The sequence below is a fragment of the Xanthomonas sp. NCPPB 3959 genome, from assembly GCF_056675575.1.
In genome coordinates, this window is record NZ_JBWWVR010000008.1 from 206,839 (window position 1) to 231,535 (window position 24,697).

17 protein-coding genes are annotated in these 24,697 nt (G+C 65.0%); 9 read left to right on the top strand and 8 right to left on the bottom strand.

Annotated features, from left to right (window positions below):
• Window positions 1-66 precede the first annotated feature (66 nt).
• The 6 genes from ligA to AC1KVG_RS11625 all read left to right on the top strand — a co-directional run bounded on the left by ligA (window position 67) and on the right by AC1KVG_RS11625 (window position 11,661).
• Complete coding sequence (gene ligA / locus AC1KVG_RS11600; protein ID WP_481094496.1) at window positions 67-2,568, top strand: NAD-dependent DNA ligase LigA; 2,502 nt, start codon at window positions 67-69, stop codon at window positions 2,566-2,568.
• Complete coding sequence (gene epmA, locus AC1KVG_RS11605) at window positions 2,565-3,527, top strand: EF-P lysine aminoacylase EpmA (protein ID WP_481094497.1); 963 nt, start codon at window positions 2,565-2,567, stop codon at window positions 3,525-3,527. Before ligA ends, epmA begins: the two co-directional genes overlap by 4 nt.
• A gap of 169 nt (window positions 3,528-3,696) precedes the next feature.
• Window positions 3,697-4,383 carry a DUF3011 domain-containing protein gene (locus AC1KVG_RS11610; RefSeq protein ID WP_481094498.1) on the top strand — a complete coding sequence of 229 codons (687 nt, stop codon included), beginning with the start codon at window positions 3,697-3,699 and terminating at the stop codon, window positions 4,381-4,383.
• Window positions 4,384-5,000: 617 nt separating this feature from the next.
• Entirely contained in the window at window positions 5,001-6,065 is a 1,065-nt protein-coding gene (mtnA, locus tag AC1KVG_RS11615) for an S-methyl-5-thioribose-1-phosphate isomerase (RefSeq protein WP_074057721.1), read from the top strand.
• Window positions 6,066-6,276: 211 nt separating this feature from the next.
• Window positions 6,277-8,988, top strand: coding sequence for a DNA gyrase subunit A (gyrA, locus tag AC1KVG_RS11620; RefSeq protein ID WP_481094499.1), 2,712 nt, complete (start codon window positions 6,277-6,279; stop codon window positions 8,986-8,988).
• A gap of 195 nt (window positions 8,989-9,183) precedes the next feature.
• Window positions 9,184-11,661 carry a membrane-bound PQQ-dependent dehydrogenase, glucose/quinate/shikimate family gene (locus tag AC1KVG_RS11625; protein WP_481094500.1) on the top strand — a complete coding sequence of 826 codons (2,478 nt, stop codon included), beginning with the start codon at window positions 9,184-9,186 and terminating at the stop codon, window positions 11,659-11,661.
• Between the two features lie 238 nt (window positions 11,662-11,899).
• On the opposite strand, the gene AC1KVG_RS11630 is transcribed toward AC1KVG_RS11625, so the two are convergent.
• Entirely contained in the window at window positions 11,900-12,625 is a 726-nt protein-coding gene (locus AC1KVG_RS11630) for a hypothetical protein (protein ID WP_023903654.1), read from the bottom strand.
• A 245-nt stretch (window positions 12,626-12,870) separates the two neighbouring features.
• On the opposite strand from AC1KVG_RS11630, the gene AC1KVG_RS11635 reads away from it, so the two are divergent.
• The gene (locus AC1KVG_RS11635; protein ID WP_268211891.1) at window positions 12,871-13,926 is read left to right on the top strand and encodes a hypothetical protein; all 1,056 of its coding nucleotides are present in this window, start codon (window positions 12,871-12,873) and stop codon (window positions 13,924-13,926) included.
• 661 nt (window positions 13,927-14,587) lie between these two features.
• On the opposite strand, the gene hutU is transcribed toward AC1KVG_RS11635, so the two are convergent.
• The 4 genes from hutU to hutI all read right to left on the bottom strand — a co-directional run bounded on the left by hutU (window position 14,588) and on the right by hutI (window position 19,957).
• A complete protein-coding gene (gene hutU / locus AC1KVG_RS11640; RefSeq protein ID WP_481094501.1) occupies window positions 14,588-16,255 on the bottom strand; it encodes a urocanate hydratase in 1,668 nt (555 codons plus the stop codon).
• Between the two features lie 16 nt (window positions 16,256-16,271).
• The gene (gene hutG / locus AC1KVG_RS11645) at window positions 16,272-17,132 is read right to left on the bottom strand and encodes an N-formylglutamate deformylase (protein ID WP_115038550.1); all 861 of its coding nucleotides are present in this window, start codon (window positions 17,130-17,132) and stop codon (window positions 16,272-16,274) included.
• Window positions 17,133-17,199: 67 nt separating this feature from the next.
• The gene (hutH, locus tag AC1KVG_RS11650) at window positions 17,200-18,738 is read right to left on the bottom strand and encodes a histidine ammonia-lyase (protein WP_481094502.1); all 1,539 of its coding nucleotides are present in this window, start codon (window positions 18,736-18,738) and stop codon (window positions 17,200-17,202) included.
• 13 nt (window positions 18,739-18,751) lie between these two features.
• The gene (gene hutI / locus AC1KVG_RS11655) at window positions 18,752-19,957 is read right to left on the bottom strand and encodes an imidazolonepropionase (protein WP_481094503.1); all 1,206 of its coding nucleotides are present in this window, start codon (window positions 19,955-19,957) and stop codon (window positions 18,752-18,754) included.
• Between the two features lie 60 nt (window positions 19,958-20,017).
• Here hutI and AC1KVG_RS11660 point away from each other — a divergent pair, with 60 nt between their 5' ends.
• Window positions 20,018-21,388: a formimidoylglutamate deiminase gene (locus AC1KVG_RS11660; protein WP_481094504.1), complete on the top strand. Its 1,371-nt coding sequence runs from the start codon at window positions 20,018-20,020 to the stop codon at window positions 21,386-21,388.
• Window positions 21,389-21,392: 4 nt separating this feature from the next.
• A complete protein-coding gene (gene hutC, locus AC1KVG_RS11665; RefSeq protein ID WP_074057953.1) occupies window positions 21,393-22,166 on the top strand; it encodes a histidine utilization repressor in 774 nt (257 codons plus the stop codon).
• Between the two features lie 36 nt (window positions 22,167-22,202).
• Here hutC and AC1KVG_RS11670 read toward each other — a convergent pair whose 3' ends face one another.
• The 3 genes from AC1KVG_RS11670 to AC1KVG_RS11680 form a co-directional block, all read right to left on the bottom strand.
• Window positions 22,203-23,216 carry a restriction endonuclease gene (locus AC1KVG_RS11670; RefSeq protein WP_481094505.1) on the bottom strand — a complete coding sequence of 338 codons (1,014 nt, stop codon included), beginning with the start codon at window positions 23,214-23,216 and terminating at the stop codon, window positions 22,203-22,205.
• Between the two features lie 236 nt (window positions 23,217-23,452).
• On the bottom strand, window positions 23,453-24,013 hold the full coding sequence (locus AC1KVG_RS11675) for a phasin family protein (protein ID WP_481094506.1): 561 nt from the start codon (window positions 24,011-24,013) through the stop codon (window positions 23,453-23,455).
• A gap of 251 nt (window positions 24,014-24,264) precedes the next feature.
• Complete coding sequence (locus AC1KVG_RS11680; protein ID WP_043889151.1) at window positions 24,265-24,540, bottom strand: polyhydroxyalkanoic acid system family protein; 276 nt, start codon at window positions 24,538-24,540, stop codon at window positions 24,265-24,267.
• Window positions 24,541-24,697: the final 157 nt, after the last annotated feature.

A 24,697-nucleotide genomic window follows, 5' to 3' on the forward strand; every position in this document is an offset into this window, starting at 1 on the left:
GCCAGCTCTTGCGCATCGGCACGGCCCGTTAGAATAGGCGGCTCCTCAAGCCAGCCCAGCGATCGTATGACTGTCAGCCCGGATCCCGCGCAGCGTATCGACGCCCTGCGTCATCGTCTCGAGGACGCCAACTACCGGTATCACGTGCTCGACGAGCCGCAGATGGCCGACGTCGACTACGACCGCCTGATGCGCGAACTGGAGGCGTTGGAGGCCGCGCATCCGGAGCTGGCCAGTGCCGATTCGCCAACCCAGCGTGTCGGCCATCTGGCTGCCTCGCGCTTTGCCGAAGTGCGGCATGCCTTGCCGATGTTGTCGCTGGGCAATGCCTTCAGCGATGAGGAAGTGGCCGAGTTCGTGCGGCGCATCAGCGAGCGGCTCGAGGTCAAGCAGCCGCTGTTTTCTGCCGAGCCCAAGCTAGATGGTCTGGCGATCAGCCTGCGCTACGAAAACGGCGAGTTCGTGCAGGGCGCCACGCGTGGCGACGGCGCCACCGGCGAGGATGTCAGCGCCAACCTGCGCACCGTCAAGGCGATTCCGCTGCGTCTGCGTGGCGAAGGGTGGCCACACATTCTGGAAGTGCGCGGCGAGGTGTATATGCCGCGCGCCGCATTCGAAAGCTATAACGCGCAGATGCGGCTGCATGGCGGCAAGGTATTGGCCAACCCGCGCAACGGCGCCGCTGGTTCGCTGCGGCAGCTGGATGCGCGTATTACCGCGCAACGCCCATTGAGTTTCTTTGCCTACGGCATTGGCGAAGTTAGCGAGGGCGCATTACCGCAGACGCATTCGGCCATCCTGGCGCAATTGCGCGAATGGGGTTTCCCGGTCAGCGCCCTGGTCGAGGTAGTGCAGGGCAGTGACGGGCTGTTGGCGTATTACCAGCGCATTGGTGCCGCGCGCGACGGGCTGCCATTCGATATCGATGGCGTGGTCTACAAGCTCGACGATCTGGCCGGGCAGCGCGAGATGGGCTTTGTCTCGCGCGCGCCGCGTTGGGCGATTGCGCATAAATTCCCGGCGCAGGAGCAGTCCACCACGGTGGAGGCGATCGAGATCCAGATCGGCCGCACGGGTGCGGCCACGCCGGTGGCGCGGCTGAAGCCGGTGCATGTGGCCGGGGTGATCGTTACCAACGCCACGCTGCACAACGCCGACCAGATCGCGCGGCTGGATGTGCGCGTGGGCGATACGGTGATCGTGCGGCGTGCCGGCGATGTGATTCCGGAAGTGGCTGGTGTGGTCGCCGATCAACGGCCACCCGGCACGCAGCCATGGCAGATGCCCACGCAATGCCCGGTATGCGGCTCGGAGATCGTGCGCGAGGAGGGCGAGGCGGTATGGCGTTGCTCCGGCGAGCTGACCTGCCCGGCGCAGCGCAAGGAAGCGTTCCGGCATTTCGTCTCGCGCCGCGCGATGGATGTCGATGGCCTGGGCGAAAAATTCATCGAGGTGCTGGTCGACAGCGGCGTGGTGCAGGGCGTGGCCGATCTATATCTGCTCACCGTCGATCAGCTGCTGCAGTTGCGTCTGATCAGCACCGCCGAAAGTCCGCACGCCTTCTTGCGCGAGGCGCGCGAGCATCTGGCCACCGGCGCATATGCGCAGCTGGAAAAGACGGTGGTTAGCATCGGTGTGGATCTGGCCGGCGAGCGCGAGGTGCCGCAAACCTGGCAGGCCGATCTATTGCGCGCCGGTCTGCCGGCCTTCGACTGGAACCGCAAGAAGATCGCCACCAAGTGGGCGGAAAACCTGATCGAGGCGATTGAAAAATCGCGCGACACCACGCTCGAACGTTTCCTGTTTGCGCTGGGCATTGAACATGTCGGCGAGAGCACGGCCAAGGCCTTATCGGCCTGGTTCGGCGATCTGGAGTTGATTCGCCATCTGCCGTGGCCGCTGTTCAAGCGCGTGCCCGATATCGGTGGCGAAGTGGCGCGCTCGCTCGGGCACTTCCTGGATCAGCCCGGCAATCAGCAGGCCATCGACGATCTGCTGCAACGTGGCGTGCGTATCGGCGATGCACATCCGCCTTCGCCCAAGCTGCGCGACGCGCTGAGTTTTGCCAGCGTGCTGGAAGACATGGATATCCCCAAGGTGACGCCGGTGCGTGCGCAGCAACTGGCCACCGCAGTGGACTCGTTCGATGCGTTGCGCAGCGCCGGTGCCGATGCCTTGCTGCAGGCCGGCGTGCCTGCGGCGGTCGTCGCTTCGGTGCAGCAATGGCTGGAGCGGCCGGAAAACGCGGACTTGGCCAGCGCCGCGCAGCAGGCGATGGAAACGGTGCTCTCGCGCCTGCCCGAAGCCGATGCGCTGCCGACCGGCCCGCTCGACGGCCAGACCGTTGTCATCACCGGCACCTTGGCCGCATTGACGCGCGATGCGGCCAAGCAGCGCCTGGAAGCGCTGGGCGCGAAAGTCGCCGGCAGCGTCTCCAAGAAAACCGCGTTTCTGGTGGCTGGCGAAGAAGCCGGTTCCAAGCTCGACAAGGCGCAGTCGCTGGGCGTGGATATCTGGGATGAGGCGCGGCTGCTGGCGTTTCTCGGCGAGCACGGCCAGCAGCCATGAGTGCGGCGCAGATCGATCTGGCCGCGTTGCAGTTACGCGCCCGGCTCAATGCGGTGATCCGCGCGTTCTTCGCCGAGCGTGGCGTGCTGGAGGTTGAAACGCCGGTGCTCTCGGAGGCCGGCAACACCGAGCCGAATATCGACAGTTTCAGCACGCGCTTCAGCGGCCATGTGGATGCTGGCGCAGCGGTACGTTGGTTGCGCACCTCGCCGGAATATCCGCTCAAGCGCCTGCTCGCAGCCGGCGTGGGCGATTGCTACGAGCTGGGGCGGGTGTTCCGCAATGGCGAAGCAGGCGGCCGCCACAATCCCGAGTTCAGCATGCTCGAGTGGTACCGGGTGGGCTGGGACGATCGCGCCTTGGCGCAGGAGACCATCGCGTTGGTGCAGCACGCGCTTGCATTGGTCGAGCGCGAAGCGCGCGTGCAGGTGCTGAGCTATCGCGACCTGTTCCTGCAGCAGTTGGGTATCGACCCGTTGCTCGATCCGGTCGAAACGCTACGCGCGCCGTTGCACGACATCGCCATCGATCCGCACGGCCTGACCCGCGACGACTGGCTGGACCTGCTGATGACCCATCGCATCCAGCCCAGCTTTGCCAGCGACACCTTGACCGTGGTGCACGACTGGCCGGCCAGCCAATGCGCATTGGCGCGCATCCGCCACGACAGCCCGCCGGTGGCCGAGCGCTTCGAGCTGTATCTGGGCGCTTACGAGGTGGCCAATGGGTATCACGAGCTCAACGATGCGCAGGAGCAACGTGCACGTTTCCTGCGCGACAACGCGGTGCGTGCCGCGCGCGGGGTGCAGCAGGTGCCATTGGATGAACGCCTGCTCGCGGTGTTGTCGCAGCTACCCGATTGTGCCGGTGTGGCGGTCGGCGTCGACCGCTTGTTGATGGCCTTGCGTGGCACCGCGCAGATAGCGGATGTGCTCGCGTTCGAGTTCGCCCGCGCCTAGCGCCGGCGCAGCCTGCTCGGGCCGTGCCGCCGACTCCATGGCGTATCGCAGGCACGAAGTGCCATCCAGTTGTCATCGGCACCGTATTGCTTTCTTCACATCGATGATGCTCTCATCCTCACGTCCACGGGGGCGCGGCGCAGAGTGTGTTTGGGTGAGGAGTGTCGGCATGAAGTGGCTGGTCAGCTTATGCGGTTTGTGGTGCTTGCCGCTGCTGATGCTCGCCGATGCGCGTGCCTCGGATCGCGCCTCCGGCGTGGTGCGGTGCGAGTCCAAGGACATGGCGCGCACGCACTGTGCGATGGATACCGAACACGGCGTGCAACTGGTGCGCCAGCTGTCCGAAACCAGTTGTATTCGCGGCAGCGAGTGGGATGTGGAACGCGACGGCGTGTGGGTCGAGCAGGGCTGCCGTGCGGAGTTTGCCTCCGCACGCGTGTCAGCCTCCCCGCAGATGCGTCGGGTGGTGCGCTGCGATTCCAATGGCGGCAAAGTGGCCTGCCCGGTGATCCTGCGCGGTGCGCCAGTCCGCTTGTTGCGTCAACGCTCGATGTGGCCGTGCAAGGAGGGCCGCACGTGGGGCACCCGGCGTAACGAAATCTGGGTGTCACGCGGTTGCGATGGCGAGTTCGAAGTCGGTGCCGAAGACGGTTCCGGCTTTGTGGCCGTGCCGCGCATGGTCACCTGCGAGTCGAAGAAGAGCTCGCGCCGCACTTGTGGGGTGTCGGTGGAGCGCCAGGTGCGCGTGGGCCGGCAGATCTCCAAAAAAGAATGCGTGGAAGGCCAGACCTGGGGCTGGAGCCGCGATGGGGTGTGGGTGAACGACGGCTGCCGTGCCGAGTTCATCGTCGACTGAGCGGCTGACGAACCTGCTGCGTATTGGTCTATTGCAGAGCGGTGGATCTTGGCTTTCGCTGCACAGGGCGGCTGATCTGCGGTTTGGCTGCAGGGCCCTTGCCCGCCCACCATCGCGGGACACGCCGCAAGTACGTCCATGTAGGCTCTTACGCGGCATCCATGCCGCGTAAGGTCCCGCGACGGTGGGCGGGCAAGGACCAGTGGGGACGGTCGGTGTGCATGGTGCAAGCAATGCTTTAGCTGCTTCTATTGGCTTGCTCTCATGAAGTTGTATGCCCCGCACCAGAACGCTAAAGCACCCGCTAGACGGCCGCCTTTCACCCAACAGCCGACTAACTCTCTGGTGCGGTGCCCTCGCCGATTGCGGGACCGTGTGGCGGCATGGATGCCGCCACCGAGCCTACATGGACGTACTTGCGGCGTGTCCCGCGAGCGGCGAGGGCACCGCGCGCTCGACCAACCAGGCTTTTGACTGCATCCAAACTACTCGCTACGTTTTTTAGCCGCTCTAAATACCTTCGCCTGGCACGCGCTTGAGGCATTGTTGCGCGCTGCCCCCAGGCTGAGCACGGCAGGTCCACTGACTGGGCTGCCCGCGCGCCTTACAATAGCGCCATGAACGACAGCGCCCACATCGATTACGCCCGCTACGACCACATCCGCCCACTGCTGTGGACCGGCGATGCCCTGGAATTGCTCGACCAACGCAAGCTGCCCTTCGTGGTGGAGCATGTGCGTTGCGAGAGCAGCGATGCGGTGGCCGAGGCGATCCATTCGCTGGCGGTGCGCGGCGCGCCGGCGATCGGCATTGCGGCCGGGTGGGGCGTGGTGTTGGCAGCGCGCGACATCGATGCCGATGACGGCAGCGCGGCATTGCAGAAGCTCGAACCGGCGCTGTTGCGGCTCAATGCCGCGCGTCCGACCGCGGTCAATCTGGCCTGGGCGCTGATGCGCATGCGTCGCGTGCTGGGCGCTGCCGGCGCCGACTGGCGCGCGGTGATCGCGCGCGAGGCGCAGGCCATCGCCGATGAAGATCTGGCAGCCAATCGGCACATGGGCGCACTCGGCGCTGCGCTGATCGCGCCGGGTAGTGGCGTGCTGACCCACTGCAATACCGGCTCGCTGGCCACCGCCGGTTTCGGCACCGCGCTGGGCGTGATCCGTGCCGGCATGGCGCAGCAGCGCATCGGCAAGGTGTTTGCCGGCGAGACCCGGCCGTGGTTGCAGGGCGCGCGGCTGACCGTGTGGGAGCTGCAGCAGGATGGCATCGACGCGACCTTGATCGCCGATTCGGCCGCCTCGCACCTGATGAAATCCGGCCTGGTGCAATGGGTCATCGTCGGCGCCGACCGCATCTGCGCCAATGGCGATACCGCCAACAAGATCGGCACCTATCAGCTGGCCATCGCCGCGCGCCACCACGGCGTCAAGTTCATGGTGGTGGCGCCGTCGTCGACGGTGGATATGGCGACTGCCAGCGGCGAGCAGATCGAGATCGAGCAGCGCGACCCGGGCGAATTGTTCGGGGTGGGCGGGGTCAGAACGGTGGCCGATGGCATCCATGCCTGGAACCCGGTGTTCGACGTCACCCCCGGCAGCTTGATCGATGCGATCGTCACCGAGCGCGGGGTGATTGCGCAGCCCGACCTGGCGCAGATGCAGGCCGCATTCGGCGCCTGAGCCCGGCGCGGTGCGATAACGCTGCCAACACCGCGCAAACGCCCTGCAAGTGCTTGTTTCTGGCTGGTAAACCGGCGGCATCGGGCTGCCCCTTCGTGGTACAATCCGGGGCTTGAATCGATCGGCGGGAGCGTGGGGCCGGCAGCCTGTTACAGGGTGCTCCCGACGCGGCTTTCCGGCTCGCCCGCCACCTCAAAATTACGGAACCCGAATGGCAGAAACCGCCAAGGAAATCATCCAGGTCAATCTGGAAGACGAGATGCGCAAGAGCTATCTCGATTACGCGATGAGCGTGATCGTGGGCCGCGCACTCCCCGATGCCCGTGATGGCCTCAAGCCTGTGCATCGCCGCGTGCTGTTTGCCATGCACGTGCTGGGTGCGCACAGCAACAAGGCGTACTTCAAGTCGGCGCGTATCGTCGGCGACGTCATTGGTAAATATCATCCGCACGGCGACCAGTCGGTGTACGACACGTTGGTGCGCATGGCGCAGCCATTCTCGCTGCGCTACATGATGGTCGACGGCCAGGGTAACTTCGGTTCGGTCGATGGCGACTCTGCCGCGGCGATGCGTTACACCGAGTCGCGCATGTCGCGTCTGGCGCATGAGCTGATGGCCGACATCGACAAGGAAACCGTCGATTTCCAGCCAAATTACGACGAAAAGGAACTGGAACCGACGGTCATGCCGACCCGGTTCCCGAGCCTGCTGGTCAACGGCTCGGCCGGTATCGCGGTGGGTATGGCCACCAATATCCCGCCGCACAATCTGACCGAAGCGATCAACGCCTGCATCGCCTTGATCGACAGGCCGGAGCTGGATGTCGAAGGCCTGATGGAGTACATCCCGGGCCCGGATTTCCCCACTGCCGGCATCATCAACGGCACCGCCGGCATTGCCGCCGGCTACCGCACCGGGCGTGGCCGGGTGCGCATGCGCGCCAAGGCCGACGTGGAAGTGGCCGACAACGGCCGTGAAGCGATCATCGTCACCGAGATCCCGTATCAGGTGAACAAAGCGCGGTTGATCGAGAAGATCGCCGAGCTGGTGAAGGAAAAGAAGCTCGAGGGCATCAGCGAGCTGCGCGACGAGTCCGACAAGGACGGCATGCGCATCTACATCGAGGTCAAGCGCGGCGAGTCGGCCGAGGTTGTGCTCAACAACCTGTATCAGCAGACCCAGATGGAGTCGGTGTTCGGCATCAACATGGTGGCGCTGATCGACGGCCGCCCGCAGTTGATGAACCTCAAGCAGATGCTGCAGGCGTTCATCCGCCACCGCCGCGAAGTGGTCACCCGCCGCACCATCTTTGAACTGCGCAAGGCGCGTGCGCGTGCGCACGTGCTGGAAGGTTTGACCGTCGCGTTGGCCAACATCGACGAGATGATCGAGCTGATCAAGACCTCGGCCAATCCGCAGGAAGCGCGCGAGCGCATGCTGGCCAAGACCTGGGAACCGGGGTTGGTCGGCGCCTTGCTGGGCGCAGCCGGTGCCGAAGCCTCCAAACCGGAAGATCTGCCGCCGGGCGTGGGCCTGATCAAGGGCTTTTACCAGCTCACCGAAGTGCAGGCCTCGCAGATCCTGGAAATGCGTCTGCATCGCCTGACCGGGTTGGAGCAGGAAAAGCTGACCGACGAGTACAAGCAGTTGCTCGAGGTCATCCAGGGCCTGATCCGCATCCTGGAAAATCCCGACGTGCTGCTGCAGGTGATCCGCGACGAGCTGATCAATATCCGCGAAGAGTACGGCGACGAACGCCGCACCGAAATCCGTCACAGCGAAGAAGATCTGGATATTCTCGATCTGATTTCGCCGGAAGACGTGGTGGTGACGCTGTCGCACGCCGGTTATGCCAAGCGGCAGCCGGTGAGCGCGTATCGTGCGCAGCGCCGTGGCGGCCGTGGTCGTTCTGCTGCGGCGACCAAGGAAGAGGACTTCATCGATCAGCTGTGGCTGGTCAACACGCACGACACGCTGCTGACCTTCACCAGCAGCGGCAAGGTGTTCTGGCTGCCGGTGTATCAGTTGCCGGAGGCCGGCTCCAATGCGCGCGGCCGTCCGATCATTAACTGGATTCCGCTGGAACCCGGCGAGCGGGTGCAGGCGGTGCTGCCGGTGCGCGAATACGCCGATAACCGCTATGTGTTCTTCGCCACGCGCAACGGCACGGTCAAGAAGACTCCGTTGAGCGAATTCGCGTTCCGCCTCGCGCGCGGCAAGATCGCCATCAACCTCGATGAGGGCGATGCGCTGGTCGGTGTGGCGTTGACCGATGGCGACCGCGACGTGCTGTTGTTCGCCTCCAACGGCAAGACCGTGCGCTTTGGCGAATCCACGGTGCGTTCGATGGGCCGTACCGCCACCGGCGTGCGCGGCATCCGTCTGACCAAGGGCGAAGAGGTGGTCAGCCTGATCGTGGCCGAGCGTGCCGGCGGTGTCGAAGGCGATGTCGAGGAAGAGGGCGTCGAGGACGTGGTGGAGACCACGGACGTGGCCGATGCTGCAGTGATCGAGGTCGCGGAAAACGACGACACGGCCTACATCCTCACCGCCACCGAGAACGGCTACGGCAAGCGCACCCCGCTGGCCGAGTATCCGCGCAAGGGACGTGGCACGCAGGGCGTGATCGGCATCCAGACCACCGAGCGCAACGGCAAGTTGGTGCGTGCGGTTTTGCTGGGCGGCACAGACGAAGTGATGCTGATTTCCGATGGCGGCACGCTGGTGCGTACCCGCGGTTCGGAGATCTCGCGCGTGGGTCGCAACACGCAGGGCGTGACGCTGATCCGTCTGTCCAAGGGCGAAAAGCTGCAGGCGGTGGAACGTCTGGATGCGTCGCTGGATGAAGTGGAAGACGTGGTGGACGATGCAGCCGTCGCACCGGCGCCAAGCACCAGCGAGGTGCCGCCGACCGAAGCGTGATCGCGCGTAGCGAGTAACGCAGTTGAAGAAAAACGCCGGCGCACAGCCGGCGTTTTTTATTGCATGCGGTGACATCTGCAACGCAGTGTTTTTCGACGGGGGCCGCAAAGAACGCGGCTCTTTCACCGTTGCGGGTCGAAGGTGGTTGGCGGTGCGGCGGCGTTGCGTCGCCGCAGAATCGAAGAGGAATAACTGATGACGATCGTGCATCGTCCTTCCCGTCGCGGCCATTGGGCGCTGGCGACATTGGGAGGCGTGATTGGAGTGCTCGGCGCTGTGCTGCTTGCAGGCGGCGTGTGGTTGGCCGCGCTGGGCGGCTCCTGGTACTACGCGCCTGCGGGCGCGGCCATGCTGGTTGCCGGCGTGCTGCTGTTTCGCGGTCGCAATGCGGGTGCGTGGTGGTTTGCTGCAGTGGTGGTGGCGTCGTTGCTGTGGACATGGTGGGAGTCGGGTAGCGATTACTGGCGTTGGGTGCCGCGTGCGGGCTTGATCGTCGGCCTGGCGTTCGTGCTGGCGCTGTTGCTGCCCAAGTTGGAGCGCCCGGTGTCGCGCGCGCTGTCGCGCAGCGTGGCCGGCGTACTGGCGGCGGTGTTTGTGGTGGCCTTCGCGCTGGCGTTCGTGCCGTTTGGAGTGACCGAGGCCGATGGCGCGTTGGCGCATGCGGCCGGTGTTGCCGGGAGCCTGGTCAATCGCAACGTTCCAGCGTCGCTTGCGTCCTCTGGCGCACAGCCGGCAAATGCGCCTGCCGATGACGACTGGGCCGCGTATGGACGCAGCCAGGCCGGGCTGCGTTATTCGCCGCTGCAGCAGATCAATCGCGATAACGTTGCGCAGTTGAAGCAGGCCTGGGTCTTTCACACCGGCGACCTGCCAAGCAAGCGCTGGGGCGCGGAAACCACGCCGTTGAAAGTGGGCGACAGCCTGTATGTGTGCACTGCGCGCAATCAGGTGATCGCGCTGGATGCATCCAGCGGCAAGCAGCGTTGGCGCTACGATCCCAAGGTCAAGGACGAGGCGATTCCGTACACGGCCGCCTGCCGCGGCGTGTCGTATTACGAGATGCCGGCGGCAGCCAACGATGGCGCAGGAGCGGTGGCAGTGGATACCTCGGCAATGTGCCGCACGCGCATCATCGAAGGCACGCTGGACGGCCGCCTGATCGCACTGGATGCACGCAGCGGCACGCCGTGCGCGGACTTCGGCAACAACGGCCAGGTCGACATCACCGTGGGAATGGGCGAGACCCCGCCGGGCTATGTGTCGATCAATTCGCCACCGGCGATCGTGCGCGGGGTGGTGGTCACCGGGCATCAGGTGCTGGATGGGCAGAAGCGTTACGAGCCGTCCGGTGTGATCGAAGGCTTCGATGCGGTGACCGGCAAGTTGCGCTGGGCCTGGGACATGACCCATCCGGACTGGGACGGCGCACCGCCGCCGGGCCAGAGCTGGACGCGTGGCACGCCGAATATGTGGACCACCGCCGCGGCCGACGAACAGTTGGGCTATGTGTATCTGCCGATGGGCAATTCCACCGCCGATTACTGGAGCAGCTCGCGTACGCCGCCGGAGAATCGCTATGCGACCTCGCTGGTGGCGCTGGATGTCACCACCGGCAAGCCGGTGTGGAATTTCCAGACCACGCATATCGATGCCTGGGATTACGATCTGGGGTCGCAGCCGAGCTTGATCGATTTCCCCAAGGACGGGGTCAACGTGCCGGCGGTCTTGTTGCCGAGCAAGCAGGGTGAGTTGTACGTGCTGGACCGGCGCACCGGCAAGCCGCTGGTGGGCGTGGAAGAACGTGCAGTGCCTGGCGGCGGTGTGGAGCCGCAGATACGCGCCAAGACCCAGCCGTTCTCGCTGTATCACACGTTGCGCAAGCCGGATCTGACCGAGCGCGACATGTGGGGCATGACGCCGATCGATCAACTGGTATGCCGCATCCAGTTCCGCAAGGCCAGTTACAAGGGCATCTACACGCCGCCGGAAGCCGACCGGCATTCGATCGAATATCCCGGTTACAACGGCGGGTCGGATTGGGGCAGCGTTGCGGTGGATCCGCAGCGCGGCGTGATCGTGGCCAACTACAACGACATGCCCAACTACAACCTGTTGGTGCCGCGCGCCAAGGCCGACAAACTGGGCTGGGCACCGCGCGACGAAGTGCGTGGCGATGCGGGCGGTGCGGAAGGCGCGGGCGACCCGCAGGCTGGCACGCCATATGCGATCAACGTCAATGCCGGCTGGCGCTTGCCGTTCACCAAGTTGCTGTGCAAGGAGCCTCCTTATGGCGGCATCCGCGCGATCGATCTGGCTAGCGGCAAGACGCTATGGGACCGTCCGTTCGGCAGTGCGCGCGGCAATGGGCCGTTCGGTATCCGCTCGGGGTTGCCGATCGAGATCGGCACGCCGAACAACGGCGGTTCGGTAGTGACGGCAAGCGGGTTGATCTTCATTGCCGCAGCGACCGACGACCTGATCCGCGCCATCGATCTGTCTACCGGCAAGGAGCTGTGGCACGCCAAGTTGCCGGCCGGTGGTCAGGCCAACCCGATGGTGTATGCCTACGGTGGCCGCGAGTATCTGGTGATCATGGCCGGCGGCCACCACTTCATGGAAACGCCTGCGGGCGATGCGGTAGTGGCGTATGCGTTGCCGCAGAAAATGCCTTGATTTGAGCCGTTCTCGAACCTGCTCGCCAGAGTTCGTTAGCCGTTCCTAAGGCTTGAAACAAAAAAAGCGCACCGTAAGTGGTGCGCTTTTTTTATGAGCAGTCGCAATGTACGTTTCAGCCAACGATGCTCATCGATACGCTGTCAGACAGCCATGCATCTACGTGTTGATCTAACAGAACACCGCGCCCACGCTCTTGCGAATCCCGAATCCCGAATCCCGAATCCCGAATCCCGAATCAAGCCACATTCGCCGCAACTGCTTCTTCCATCACCGCATCCTGCGCGTCCTGCGCCAGCGTGGCCTTGACGATGATCGAGCGGATGGCGTCGGTGGCATCGGACAGTGGCACATCGCTGCTCAGACGCTGAAAGGTGTCGCGGCTGTTGTAGCCGGAACCGTCCTTGAGATAGTGGTCGTACATCGACAGCAGGTCCTGGCAGGCCGTGATCAACGCGGCGACGTTACCGCGCACCAGCGCATGGCCGATCTGGTCGAAGCTGTGCAAGCAGTCCGCCAACCAGTGCAGGTCGTAGCGGGCGGTGTTCGGTTCGGGGGCATTGTGGCCGCGGCTGTAAGCGCTATAGCGACGCAGGCTGCGCGCAACGCGTGCCACATGCGCAAACAAGGTGCCGATTTCGTTGGCGATGTCCAGTTGCTGCACCATCACCATCGGAATCACCTGGGCCGTGGTCGCCTGTTGCTCGGCCGCATTCTGTTCCTGCTGCTCCAGTGACTGTTTGAGCACCGCGTAGCTGCGCTGCAGCGATTCCAGCTCCAGCGTGCTGGCGGCCGCGCGTGCCTTCAATTGCGACAGCGCAGCCTGGTAGCGGGCAAGACTGTCCTGGGTGTTCGCAAGCTGGCCGGACTCGGCGCGCAGTTGCCGGCCACGCACGAACGCCAGCCCGGTGGCGATGAGCGCCCAGAGTGCGAATGCAGGCACCAGGTAGATCAGGATGCCCATGGAGGCTCCTCGAAACGTTGCATACCTTGTCGGCCTGATCCCGGCAGTCTTGAGGGCAATTGTCGAGAATGTGACGGGCTACGGTGGTTTTGCCGTCAAAGCAGGCCGCCAGCGTGCAGGTCTGCGCACCCCTGACGAAAGACACGTTGCGAGCGGTATCCCTGCATGTTCGAATCAATGCACTCGCCAGCCCAGAATTCCGCATGCGCAGATGGAGTGATTGCTGGCCGACCACACTGCGGAACATGCGCGCAGTCGCACCGATCTGGATGTTGCTGTGCGCCACTGCGCATGCCGCGCCACCCACACCCTCATCGACGTCATCGACGCACGTCCAGGTGGGCTACAGCGAGGCGACGGATCTGTTCAACCTGCTGGATAACCTGTCGGACTGGTTGCCGGGCTTTACGGTGCCCGTCTACCGCAGCTACATGGAAGCCCATGGCGGGCTGGATCAGGCGGACCTTGCCGCGCTTGCCGCCTATGCGGATTTCCGCCGCCGCACCTCGGGGCTGGCAAAAGACGACGATCTGGAGGTGGTCGATCGAGTCTTTGCGCCAGACGTCACCCGTGAGGCGGATCCGTTCTCCCGGCATTTCCTGGGGAGCGAAGACTTTGAAGCTTCAGCGAACGCCGCCATTGCAGAGCAGTCGGCAGATGACCAGAGACTGTTGCGTGCGTATTTTGCGCGGTTCGTTCCGCGTGCAAGTCGTTTGATCGCAGTTGCACCCCGTTTCGAGCAACAGATGCGCGTGCTGAGCGAGGAGCTGTCCAAACCGGCCGTTTCCCGCCTGGCATCGCAGATGCGTGATTTCTTTGCGGTGCCGGAACCTCCGGTATTCGAGGCACGATTCGTGTGGTGGCCGGAGATGGATACCACCCAGGCCAAAGTGCGTGGACGCACGATGCTGCTCTATTCGCAGCACGATGCGCCCACCGGCACGGCATCGATGGACTGGACGCCGATCGTGTTGCACGAGTTGAGTCATTATTTGTCTGCGGGGCAGCCATCCGCGCGTAAACGCATGCTCGCTGCCAACTTCTTGCGGCTGTGTCCGAGTGCGGCCACCTTGCGTAACCCGCTCAACGCGCTGGAAGAGCCATTGGCGATTTACTGGGGACAGTATCGATTCGAACACGCGGTACGTGGACGTGCGTTGCCGATGGCGTCGCAGTGGTATATCCAGGCGGATGCAGATCGTGCGGCAAAGGCGATCGCAGCCGTCTATCCGGCAACTGGAGCAGCGCCGCTGCTCGATGACGGCGCATTTCTGGTGGCTGCTGCATCGGCCTGCAAGTAAACAGAGCTGGAAACCAAAGCCGACTGAGGCGATGCATTTCCTGCAGAGTATCTGGCTCGCTCATCTGGAGAGTGGCTTGTAGACGTCGAGTCCATTTAGAGCGCCTAACAAAACGCGTGTAGAGCGGTTGATCTGCAGCTTGGCTGCGGGGCCCTTGCCCGTCCACTATCGCGGGACACGCCGCAAGTACATCCATGTAGGCTCTTACGCGGCATCCATGCCGCGTAAGGTCCCGCGACGGTGGGCAGGCAAGGACCAGTCGGGATGGTCGGTGTGCGTAGCTATTCTCAAAGCAACCAGCAAACTGTCTGGTGCGGACATCGCGCCCTCGACTGACCCAGCTTTTGACCTAAGCTTTTGACTGCGTTTAACCGCCGCCGCGACCGAAATCTCGGTTGTCCCTGGAGTGGTTGAACAGTGCGGCAGATAGATCAGTTGTAGAGCTGATGTCTGCAGCTTGGCTGCGGGGCCCTTGTCCGCCCACCATCGCGGGACACGCCGCAAGTACGTCCGTGTAGGCTCTTACGCGGCATCCATGCCGCGTAAGGTCCCGCGCCGGTGGGCGGGCAAGGACCAGTCGAGATGGTCGGTGTGCATGGTTGCGAGCAGTGCACACAGCCTGCCGACAGCGTGCGGTATACCGCGCTGTCGGAGGGCGAACTCAGCCAAGAATTCCCGGCAAATCCAGCCCTTTTTCCTTCGCGCAGTCGGTGGCGATGGCATAGCCGGCATCTGCGTGGCGCATGACGCCGGTGGCCGGGTCGTTCCAGAGCACGCGTTCGATCCGCTTGTCTGCTGCTTCGCTGCCGTCGCAGACGATCACCATGCCGGCGTGCTGCGAGAACCCCATGCCGACGCCGCCGCCGTGGTGCAGCGACACCCAGGTGGCGCCGCTGGCAGTGTTGAGCAGGGCGTTGAGCAGCGGCCAGTCGGAGACGGCATCGGAGCCATCGGCCATGGCTTCGGTTTCGCGGTTGGGCGAGGCGACGCTGCCGGAATCCAGATGGTCGCGGCCGATCACCACTGGCGCCTTCAATTCGCCGCTGCGCACCATCGCGTTGAAGGCCAGGCCCAGCCGATGCCGATCGCCCAGACCGACCCAGCAGATGCGCGCAGGCAAGCCCTGGAAGGCGATCTTTTCGGCGGCCATGTCGAGCCAGCGATGCAGATGCGCATCGTCGGGAATGAGTTCCTTGACCTTGGCATCGGTTTTGGCGATGTCCTGCGGATCGCCACTGAGCGCGACCCAGCGGAACGGGCCGACGCCGCGACAGAACAGTGGCCGGATGTAGGCGGGCACGAAGCCGGGGAAGTCGAACGCATTGTCGACGCCTGCTTCCAGCGCCATCTGGCGCAGGTTGTTGCCGTAATCCACAGTGGGCACGCCCAGTGCGTGGAAGGTGAGCATGGCGCGGATGTGGTTGGCCATCGACTCGCGTGCGGCGGCTTCCACTTCCTTGGGCGCGCGCTCGCGTTTTGCGTCCCATTCTTCCACGCTCCAGCCCTGCGGCAGGTAGCCGTTGACCGGGTCGTGCGCGGAGGTCTGGTCGGTCAGCAGGTCCGGCTTGATCCCGCGTAGCAGCAGCTCGTCGAGCACATCGGCGACATTGCCGAGCAGGCCGACCGACATCGGCTTCTTCGCCGTGCACGATTCCTCGATCAGGCGCAGCGCTTCGTCCAGCGAGTCGGTCCAGCTGTCCAGATAGCCGGTGCGCAGGCGCATGTCGATGCTGGAACGGCGGCATTCCACCGCCAGGCACGAGGCGCCGGCCATCACTGCGGCCAGCGGCTGCGCGCCACCCATGCCGCCGAGGCCGCCGGTGAACAGCCACTTGCCGGCCAGGTTGCCGCCGTAATGCTGGCGGCCCATTTCCACGAACGTTTCGTAGGTGCCTTGCACGATGCCTTGCGCGCCGATGTAGATCCAGCTGCCGGCGGTCATCTGGCCGTACATCGCCAGGCCCTTTTTATCGAGTTCGTTGAAGTGGTCCCAGGTGGCCCAGCGCGGCACCAGGTTGGAGTTGGCGATCAGCACGCGCGGCGCATCGGCATGGGTGCGGAACACGCCGACCGGCTTGCCAGATTGCACCAGCAAGGTCTGGTCGTCGTCCAGGCGGGTGAGTGCGGCGACGATCGCGTCGAAGGATTCCCAATCGCGCGCGGCGCGGCCGATGCCGCCATACACCACCAGCTCCTGCGGGCGCTCAGCCACGTCCGGATCGAGGTTGTTCATCAGCATGCGCAGCGGCGCTTCGGTGAGCCAGCTCTTGGCGGTGAGCGTGGTGCCGGTGGCGGCGCGGATGACGCGGGTTGCATCGTGACGGGTCATGCCGGGTTCCTTGCAATCAACGGTGCGCCGCAGGCGGCGTGGTGTCGGAGGAGGGGGGGGTTGCGTTGGCGAAGTGCAGGCAGGCCAGCAGCACATGGCGCAGCACGGCGCGTAATGCCACTGCATGCGCGGGCTGCCACGGCGTGGGCCAGGTTTCTGGGGTGATGTCGTCGGGCTCGCGCATGTAACCGCGGCAGGCCAGCTCCATCTGCAGCGTATGCACACCGCGCTCGGGCTGCGCATAGTGGCGGGTGATCCAGCCGCCCTTGAAACGCCCGTTGCGCACGGTGCTGGAGCCACTGCTGCGGCACAGCCGTTCCACCGCATCGACCAGGTCTGGATCGCAACTACGGTCGTCGTTACTGCCGATGTTGAACTGCGGCAACTCGCCGTCGAACAGATGCGGAATATGCGAGCGGATCGAATGCGCGTCATAGACCACAATCTTTGGGTGTTGCACGCGCAGGCGCGCAATCTCGGTATCGAGCGCAGCGTGATAAGGATCGAACCAGCGCGTGCGGCGTCGCTCGATCTGCGCCTGATCAGGTGCGTTACCGTCTGCGTACAACGGCTGATTGTCGAAGGTGGTCAGCGGGCACAGACCGGTGGTGTTCTGGCCCGGATACAACGATGCGCCGCTCGGGTCGCGGTTGACGTCGATCACCGAGCGCGAGATCGCGGTGCGCACGGTGGTGGCACCGAGCGATTGCGCGAAGTCGTACAGCTGATGCACCCACCAATCGGCATCGCGGCGCGCCAGCCACGGCGACACGAATTGATCGGCCACGTCGTCCGGCAGCTCGGTACCGGTATGCGGGAAGCTGACGATCAGTGGCGCATCGCCGCGGTGAACTTCGAGCCAGGGCAGGGCGCTCATCGTTGCGTGCCTTGCATCAGTGCAATCGTCCAGACGTCTTGATAGCGCGTCTTGTCGACCTGCCGATTCATGCGTCCTGCTCCACGCCCGGCAATGCCATCGCCACCGCACGCGCCAGTGCGCCCGAGCGTACCAACGCGCTGGCAGCCAGCATGTCGGGATGGAAATAGCGGTCGTCTTGCAGCATGGGCACCTGCGCACGCAGCAACGCACGTGCGGCTTCCAACGCGGCGCTTGAGCGTAGCGGCGCATGGAAATCGCAGCCTTGCACCGCAGCCAGCAACTCGATGCCAATCACGTGCGTGGCGTTTTCGGCCATCGCCAACAAGCGACGTGCGCCGTGCGCTGCCATCGACACATGATCTTCCTGATTGGCCGAGGTCGGAATCGAATCGACACTGGCCGGATACGCGCGCTGCTTGTTCTCCGACACCAAGGCGGCAGCGGTGACCTGCGGAATCATGAAACCCGAATTCAAGCCCGGGCGCGGGGTGAGAAACGCCGGCAGGCCGGACAAGGCCGGGTCGACCAGCATCGCGGTGCGGCGTTCGCTGATCGAGCCGATTTCGCAGACCGCCATCGCCAGCATGTCGGCCGCAAACGCCACCGGTTCGGCGTGGAAGTTGCCGCCCGACAAGGCCTCGCCGGTATCGCTGAACACCAACGGATTATCGGACACGCCATTGGCCTCGATCTCCAGCGTGCGTGCAGCCTGGCGCATGATGTCCAGCGCCGCGCCCATCACCTGCGGCTGGCAGCGCAGACAGTACGGATCCTGCACGCGCACATCGCCGAGCCGGTGCGATTCGCGAATGCTCGAATCGGCCATCAAGGCGCGCAGCGCTGCAGCGGTGGCAATCTGCCCAGGCTGCCCGCGCAGGGCATGGATGCGCGCATCGAACGGCGTATCCGAGCCCTTGGCCGCTTCCACCGACAAGGCGCCAGTGACCAGCGCGGCCTGCAGCACGGTTTCGATCTCGAACAAACCGGCCAATGCGCAGGCAGTGGAAAACTGGGTGCCGTTGAGCAGCGCCAGGCCTTCCTTTGCGCCGAGCACGCGCGGCTGCAACTGCGCCTGTGCAAGCGCCTCGGCGGCAGGTAAACGTTGCTCGCCGACGAAGGTCTCGCCAACGCCGATCATCACTGCGGCCAGATGCGACAGCGGCGCCAGATCGCCGGAGGCGCCCACCGAGCCCTGGCACGGCACCACCGGCGTGATGCCCAGACGTAGCATCGCGTCCAGCAGCGCCAGCGTCTGCGGCTGCACGCCGGAAGCGCCTTGGGCCAGGCTGGTGAGCTTGAGCGCCATCATCAGCCGCACCACCGGTACGGGTGTGGGCTCGCCGACACCGGCCGCGTGCGACAGCACGATATTGCGTTGCAGGGTCTGCAGGTCCTCGCGCTCGATGCGCACGCTGGCCAGCTTGCCGAAGCCGGTATTGACGCCGTAGACCGGCTCGCCGCGCGCAACGATGGCCTCCACGGTCTGCGCGCTACGCAGCACGGCGGCCGCGCAGGCGTCGTCCAATACGACCTCAGCCCCGCGATACAACGCACGCCATTGCGCCAGGGTGACCTGGCCGGGCTGCAAGACAACAGAACTCATGACGACTCCGGATTCAGCAGGAATGCCCGCGCCAGACGCGGGCATGAAGTGGGTTGAAGCCCATGCGGTAGACCAGATCGGCCGGCGCGTCGATGTTCCAGATCGCCAGGTCGCAGTGCATGCCGGCGCGCAGCCGGCCAAGCCGCTCGCCGCGTCCAAGTGCGCGTGCGGCCTCGCGGGTAAAACCGGCGATGCATTCGTCCACGGTCATGCGGAACAAGGTGGCGGCCATGTTCATCGCCAACAGCGGACTGGTCAGCGGCGAGGTGCCTGGATTGCAGTCGGTGGCCAGGGCAAGCGGCACGCCGGCGGCGCGCAGCGCGGCGATCGGTGGCAGCTGGGTGTCGCGGGTGAAATAGAACGCGCCCGGCAACAGCACCGCCACCGTGCCGGCGCTGGCCATCGCGGCAACGCCGTCGCTGTCCAGATATTCGATGTGATCGGCCGACAGCGCACCATAGCGTGCGGCCATTACCGCGCCGTGCTGGTTGCTCAGTTGTTCGGCATGAATCTTGATGGCCAAGCCGTGCGCTTGCGCGGCGAGGAAGACCTGTTCGGCCTGCGCAGGAGAGAACGCCAGATGCTCGCAGAACACGTCCACCGCCTCGGCAAGACCTTGCGCGGCGATTGCCGGAATCATCTGCGTGCAGACCGCGTCGATATAGGTCTGCGCATCGCCGCCCGGTGGCACCGCGTGGGCGCCCAGAAACGTCGGCACCACTTCGACCTTGCGCAGCGCGGCGAGCAGGCGTGCCACGCGCAGCTGTTTGGTTTCGTCCTCCAGCGTGAGCCCGTAGCCGGATTTGATTTCCAGCGTGGTCACGCCTTCGGCAAGCATTGCGTCCAGGCGCGGCAGGCTGGCAGCCAGCAGCGCTGCGTCGTCGGCCGCGCGGGTTGCGCGCACGGTGGCCACGATGCCGCCGCCGGCTGCTGCGATTTCGGCGTAAGTGGCGCCGCGCAGGCGCTGCTCGAATTCGTTGGCGCGGTTGCCTGCGTACACCAGATGGGTGTGGCAATCGATCAGGCCGGGGCTGATCCAGCGGCGCTGGCAATCGTGCGTGGTGTCCGGCTCCAGCGCCGGGGCCTGTGTGGCCGGGCCGGCATAGGTGATGCGGCCGTCCTGGCAGGCGACCACGCCATCGCCCACGATGCCCAGGCCGCCATCGGCGGCGTCCAGTGTCATCAGTTGCGCGTTGTGCCAGAGGACGTCGCAATGCATGGCGCAGGCTCGTGGTGTCTGATATGTATATACAATAGAACCGGCAATCGAGGGTGTCCAGTGGCAGACCAACAGGTGCAGGCGGTGTGGGCGGCGCGGGCTCTCTTGCCCGATGGCTGGGCAAGCGGTGTGCGGATCGCGCTGACGCAGGGGCGCATCGCCTCGGTGCAGACCGATACTGCGGTGGTCGCTACCGATACTCGTGTCGAGGTGCTGCTGCCCGGGCTGGGCAATCTGCACAGCCACGCGTTCCAGCGCGGCATGGCCGGCCTGACCGAGGTGGGCGGGCGTAGCGGCGACAGTTTCTGGAGCTGGCGCGAGTTGATGTATCGCTTCGTCGACCGGCTCGATCCGGACAGCCTGCAGGCGATCGCCGAACAGGCCTATGTGGAAATGCTCGAAAGCGGCTTCACCCGCGTCGGCGAATTTCATTATCTGCACCACAGCCCCAGCGGCGCTGCGTATGCGCAGGCCGGCGAAATGTCCGAGCGCATCGCCGCCGCCGCCGCCAACACCGGCATCGGGCTGACGCTGCTGCCGGTGTTCTATGCGCATTCGGATTTCGATGGTGTCGCGCCGAGTACAGCGCAGCGTCGTTTGATCCACGACATCGATGGCTTCGCGCGGCTGTTGCAGGACTGCACGCACAGCCTGAAAACGTTGCCGGATGCCGTGCTTGGACTGGCGCCGCACAGCCTGCGCGCGGTCACACCAGAACAACTGGCCGCGCTGGTGCCGCTCACCGATGGCCCGATCCACATCCATATCGCCGAGCAGCAGCGCGAGGTCGATGCGTGTCTGGCCTGGTCGGGCATGCGCCCGGTGCAGTGGCTGCAGGCCAACGCGTCGGTGGATGCGCGCTGGTGTCTGGTGCACGCCACGCATGTGGATGCGGGCGAACTGCAGGCGATCGTCGATAGCGGCGCGGTGGTCGGGCTATGCCCGATCACCGAGGCGAATCTGGGCGACGGGCTGTTCCCGATGCAGGCATTTGCTGCTGCGGGCGGGCGGTTCGGCGTGGGTTCGGATTCGAATGTCTTGATCGATGCGGCCGAAGAACTGCGCCTGCTCGAATACGGCCAGCGCCTGCACCTGCAGGCGCGCAATGTGCTGGCGCAAGGTGGCGTTTCCAGTGGGCGCTGGTTGTTCGATCAGGCCAGCGATGGCGCGGCGCAGGCCTTGGGTATTGCACGCGGTGGAATCCGTGTCGGCGCATCGGCCGATCTGCTTGAGCTGGATCTCACCCATCCGGCGCTGCTGGCGCGCAGCGACGATGCCTTGCTCGACAGTTGGCTGTTCGCCGCACGCGGCAGCGCCGTGCGCACTGTCTGGCGCGCCGGGCAACAGGTGGTGCGCGACGGGCAGCATGTGGATCGCGCGCGCATTGCCAAGCGTTTTGCCGGCGTTTTGCGATCGCTGCTGAGCAACTGAGCGGATGCGCGCACAATGCGGGTCTGACCGGAGACCTGCTTTGACCGCCCACCCCATCGCCGCGCCCGGCACCCTGCATCAACGTATCCGTCAGGATCTGGAACAACGCATCCACAGCGGCGACTGGCCGCCCGGTCACCGCGTGCCGCCCGAACACGAGTTGATGACGCAGTACGGCTGTTCGCGCATGACGGTCAACAAGGTGCTCGGGCTGCTCGCCGACGCCGGCATGATCGAACGTCGCCGCCGCACCGGCTCGTTCGTGGCGCGGCCGCATCCGCATCTGGAACAGGTGGCGCTGTCGATCCCGGATATCGAAGTGGAGATGACCACGCGCGGCCATGCCTATCGGTTTTCGTTGTTGTCGCGGCGACTGCGCAACCTGCGTCAGCGCGTGCCGCAGGAACGCGCCCTGGGCAGCACCGGCAAGGTCCTGGCGCTGGAAAGCGTGCACCTTGCCGATGGCAGCCCGTTCGCGCTGGAGCAACGCGTGATCGATACCACCACGGTGCCGGAGGCGTTATTGCAATCGTTCACCGACGTGGCGCCGGGCAGTTGGCTGTTGCGCAACGTGCCATGGACGCGCGCCGAACACCGCATCAGCGCGGTCAATGCCGACGCCGCGCAGGCGCAACGCCTGCAGGTAGACGATGGCGCTGCGTGCCTGGTGATCGATCGCCACACCTGGCGCGGCGATCAACCGGTTACCTACGTGCGCCAGTGGTTCCTCGGCGGCTCGTACGATCTGGTGGCGCGGTTTGCGCCGGGAATGCGCTGAGATTCGCAGCGACTGACCAACGCGCCAATCACCCACTCAAATCGTCGTGCATTGACGCCAACGCACCGGCTCGTCCACGCCTGCGCGCGGGTTGAGTTGCACGCGCACGGTGCGCAGGTACGGGTAGCGTTCCAGTTCGCGGCAGATCAGCGGCCATGCGGCGGCGTCTTCGACCGTGCGGTCCACTGCCAACGTCGCCTGGGTGATCCAGATCCCGCGGAGTAGACCGGGCGTCTGTGCGAGCGTTTTCGAAACCTCGCGTTGATAGCCCTGCATGGTCGCTGCATCCGGTTCTTTCCCGCTTGCGAATGGCATGGCTGCCGGGGCCGATGCAGCTGTCGGCGCTGCCTGCGACGTAGCAGTAGCAGCAGCCGGGGCAGCGGAAGGCGCAGCACGCACGGGTGCGGCAACCGGTGGGGGCGGTGCAATTGCAGTCTGCGTCAGCGCCGCTTCCGGCAGCGCCGGCTGCAGTGCCAGCACAGCGACCAGCGCCAAGGTTGCCAACGCCACACCGGCGATGACGCTGTGGCGGATCGCGCGGCGCCTTGCCATGCCGACCACGCCGGTTTCCATGTCGCCGGGCAGGTAGGGTTTGAGCAGTGGCCACAGGCGCGTGCCGTCCAGCACTTCGATGGATTGCTTGTCGGCGGCCGCGATGCCTTCGCGCTCCATGCGGCCCTCGGTCACCATCACACCGCCGCCGGCACCGGCCAGCCGCGCCATCGCGCCCAACTCGTTGACCGCCGCCACGCCGATGCGATAACCGCGCCCGTGCTTGCAGGCAACCAGGCGAGTGCCGTGGTCGGTCTGCATCATGAAATCGGCGGTAGGCAGGCCGTCCTGCGGCAACCGGGTCGGTTGCCAACCGCGTTGGTCCTGCAGCACGCGCAGCACCAGGGCGGAAAAATCACGCCAATGCATCGCGGCCAGGGCGCGCACGCCCTCGGTGGTTTCGTCGGCGCGACGCCGCACCAGCCAGACATAAGCGCACACCGCCAGCCACAGCAACAGGGCGGCCAACAGCGCCAAAATCCAGGAAGGCATCAGCATCAAACGAAGTTATGGCGCGTATAACGAAATGGTGCGCCTAGAAGAATCCCTCGCGGCAGATTCGTCAATGGATCGCGCGCGGCGAACTCACGAGCCGTGATCCAGATAGCGAAAGACCCGCCAGTCCGAAGCCGTGAGGGGAGGGGAGCAAACGGACTTCGTGTTACAGGACTGGCGGGTCCTTCTCGATTGTGTGGAAAATCATGCTGCTTTGCAACATTCGCCGAGTGCCAGGCTTATTCGCCGTCGAATGCAGCGGTGTTTCCGATCGAGGCGCTGCCTGGCGTGGTTGATCCAGTGCCGGCCGTGTCGCTAGTGGCAGCCTGCGCCGCTTGATTGGCGGTACGGTTGGCACGCTTGGTGGCGGCGGTATTGGCGCGCACCTGGGCCTTCAACGATTCCACTTCTCGACGCAGGTTTTCCAGCTCGTCCTGTTCGGGGATGTTGAGGGTGCGCAGCACGCCCTTGACGCGTTCGTCGAAGGCCTTGCCCAGCCGGTCCCAGCCACGCACGGCGGTGTCGCGTGCCTGCTCGAACTGGGTCTCCACCTCTTCGCGCAGTTCGTCGACGCTTTCGCTGGCCTTCTGCTGACCCGTGCGCTCATAGGCCGCGCCCTCGCGAACCAGCGAATCGAACAATTTGCCGCCCTCGGTCTGGACGCGACCCAGCGCGCCGAGCCCGGCCAGCCACACCGTCTGTGCCGATTCGCCAAGCCGGCGCGAAATCTGCTCTGCCTGTGCCTGGAACCCATGGGCCGCGTTGTTGCGGTTGCCGTTCTGATCGTATCCGGTCGTCATGCGATGCTCCTGTAGGTTGCTAAAGCGACGTTGCTTTCACCCTAGTGCCGACGCTGCATCGGGCAGGTGAAGCATTGCCTGCTGGCGTCTATCTAGGTCATGTGTGCGCGAGACGCGTTTTCAAGCATCCGCGCATCCAGCGCGATGCGGGTGACCTGGCGCTGAAGGGCCTGCACTTTCAGCGCGGCCTGCTCAAGTTCGCAGGCCCCAGGCTTGGCCCGCATGGGGCAAGGACGATCAGACCGGCCTGCTCAGGCGAGTTTTTCGCTCAGCAAACGCCGGATTTCCGATTCCACCATCGGCTGCACCGCCGACAACAGAAAGCCAAGCTCGGCGGTGACATGCACCTGCTGCGGCAGCAAGGCGATCGCCCCGTCCACACCGGCACGCGCGATGCGCAAGGTATCGCCTTCCCAGTGCGAAGCGATGCCGTAGCGATCGGTCAGTTTGCGTGCCGCCTCGTCGATCGCTGCGCGGGCCTGGGCCGGCGTCAAGGAATGGTCGTGGCGGATATCGATGCTGGACATGGCGTGGATAGGTGAGACGAAAGGAGCGCGCATTGTGCGCATGCGCGGGCCAGGCTCCAAGTGCGGATGCTTGCAGTGGACCAGGAACGACTAGCAAACACCGCGCCTGTTGGGCGGACGCCGGTCACGTTGTTGGCCGCTGCAAGGGGCAGACCTG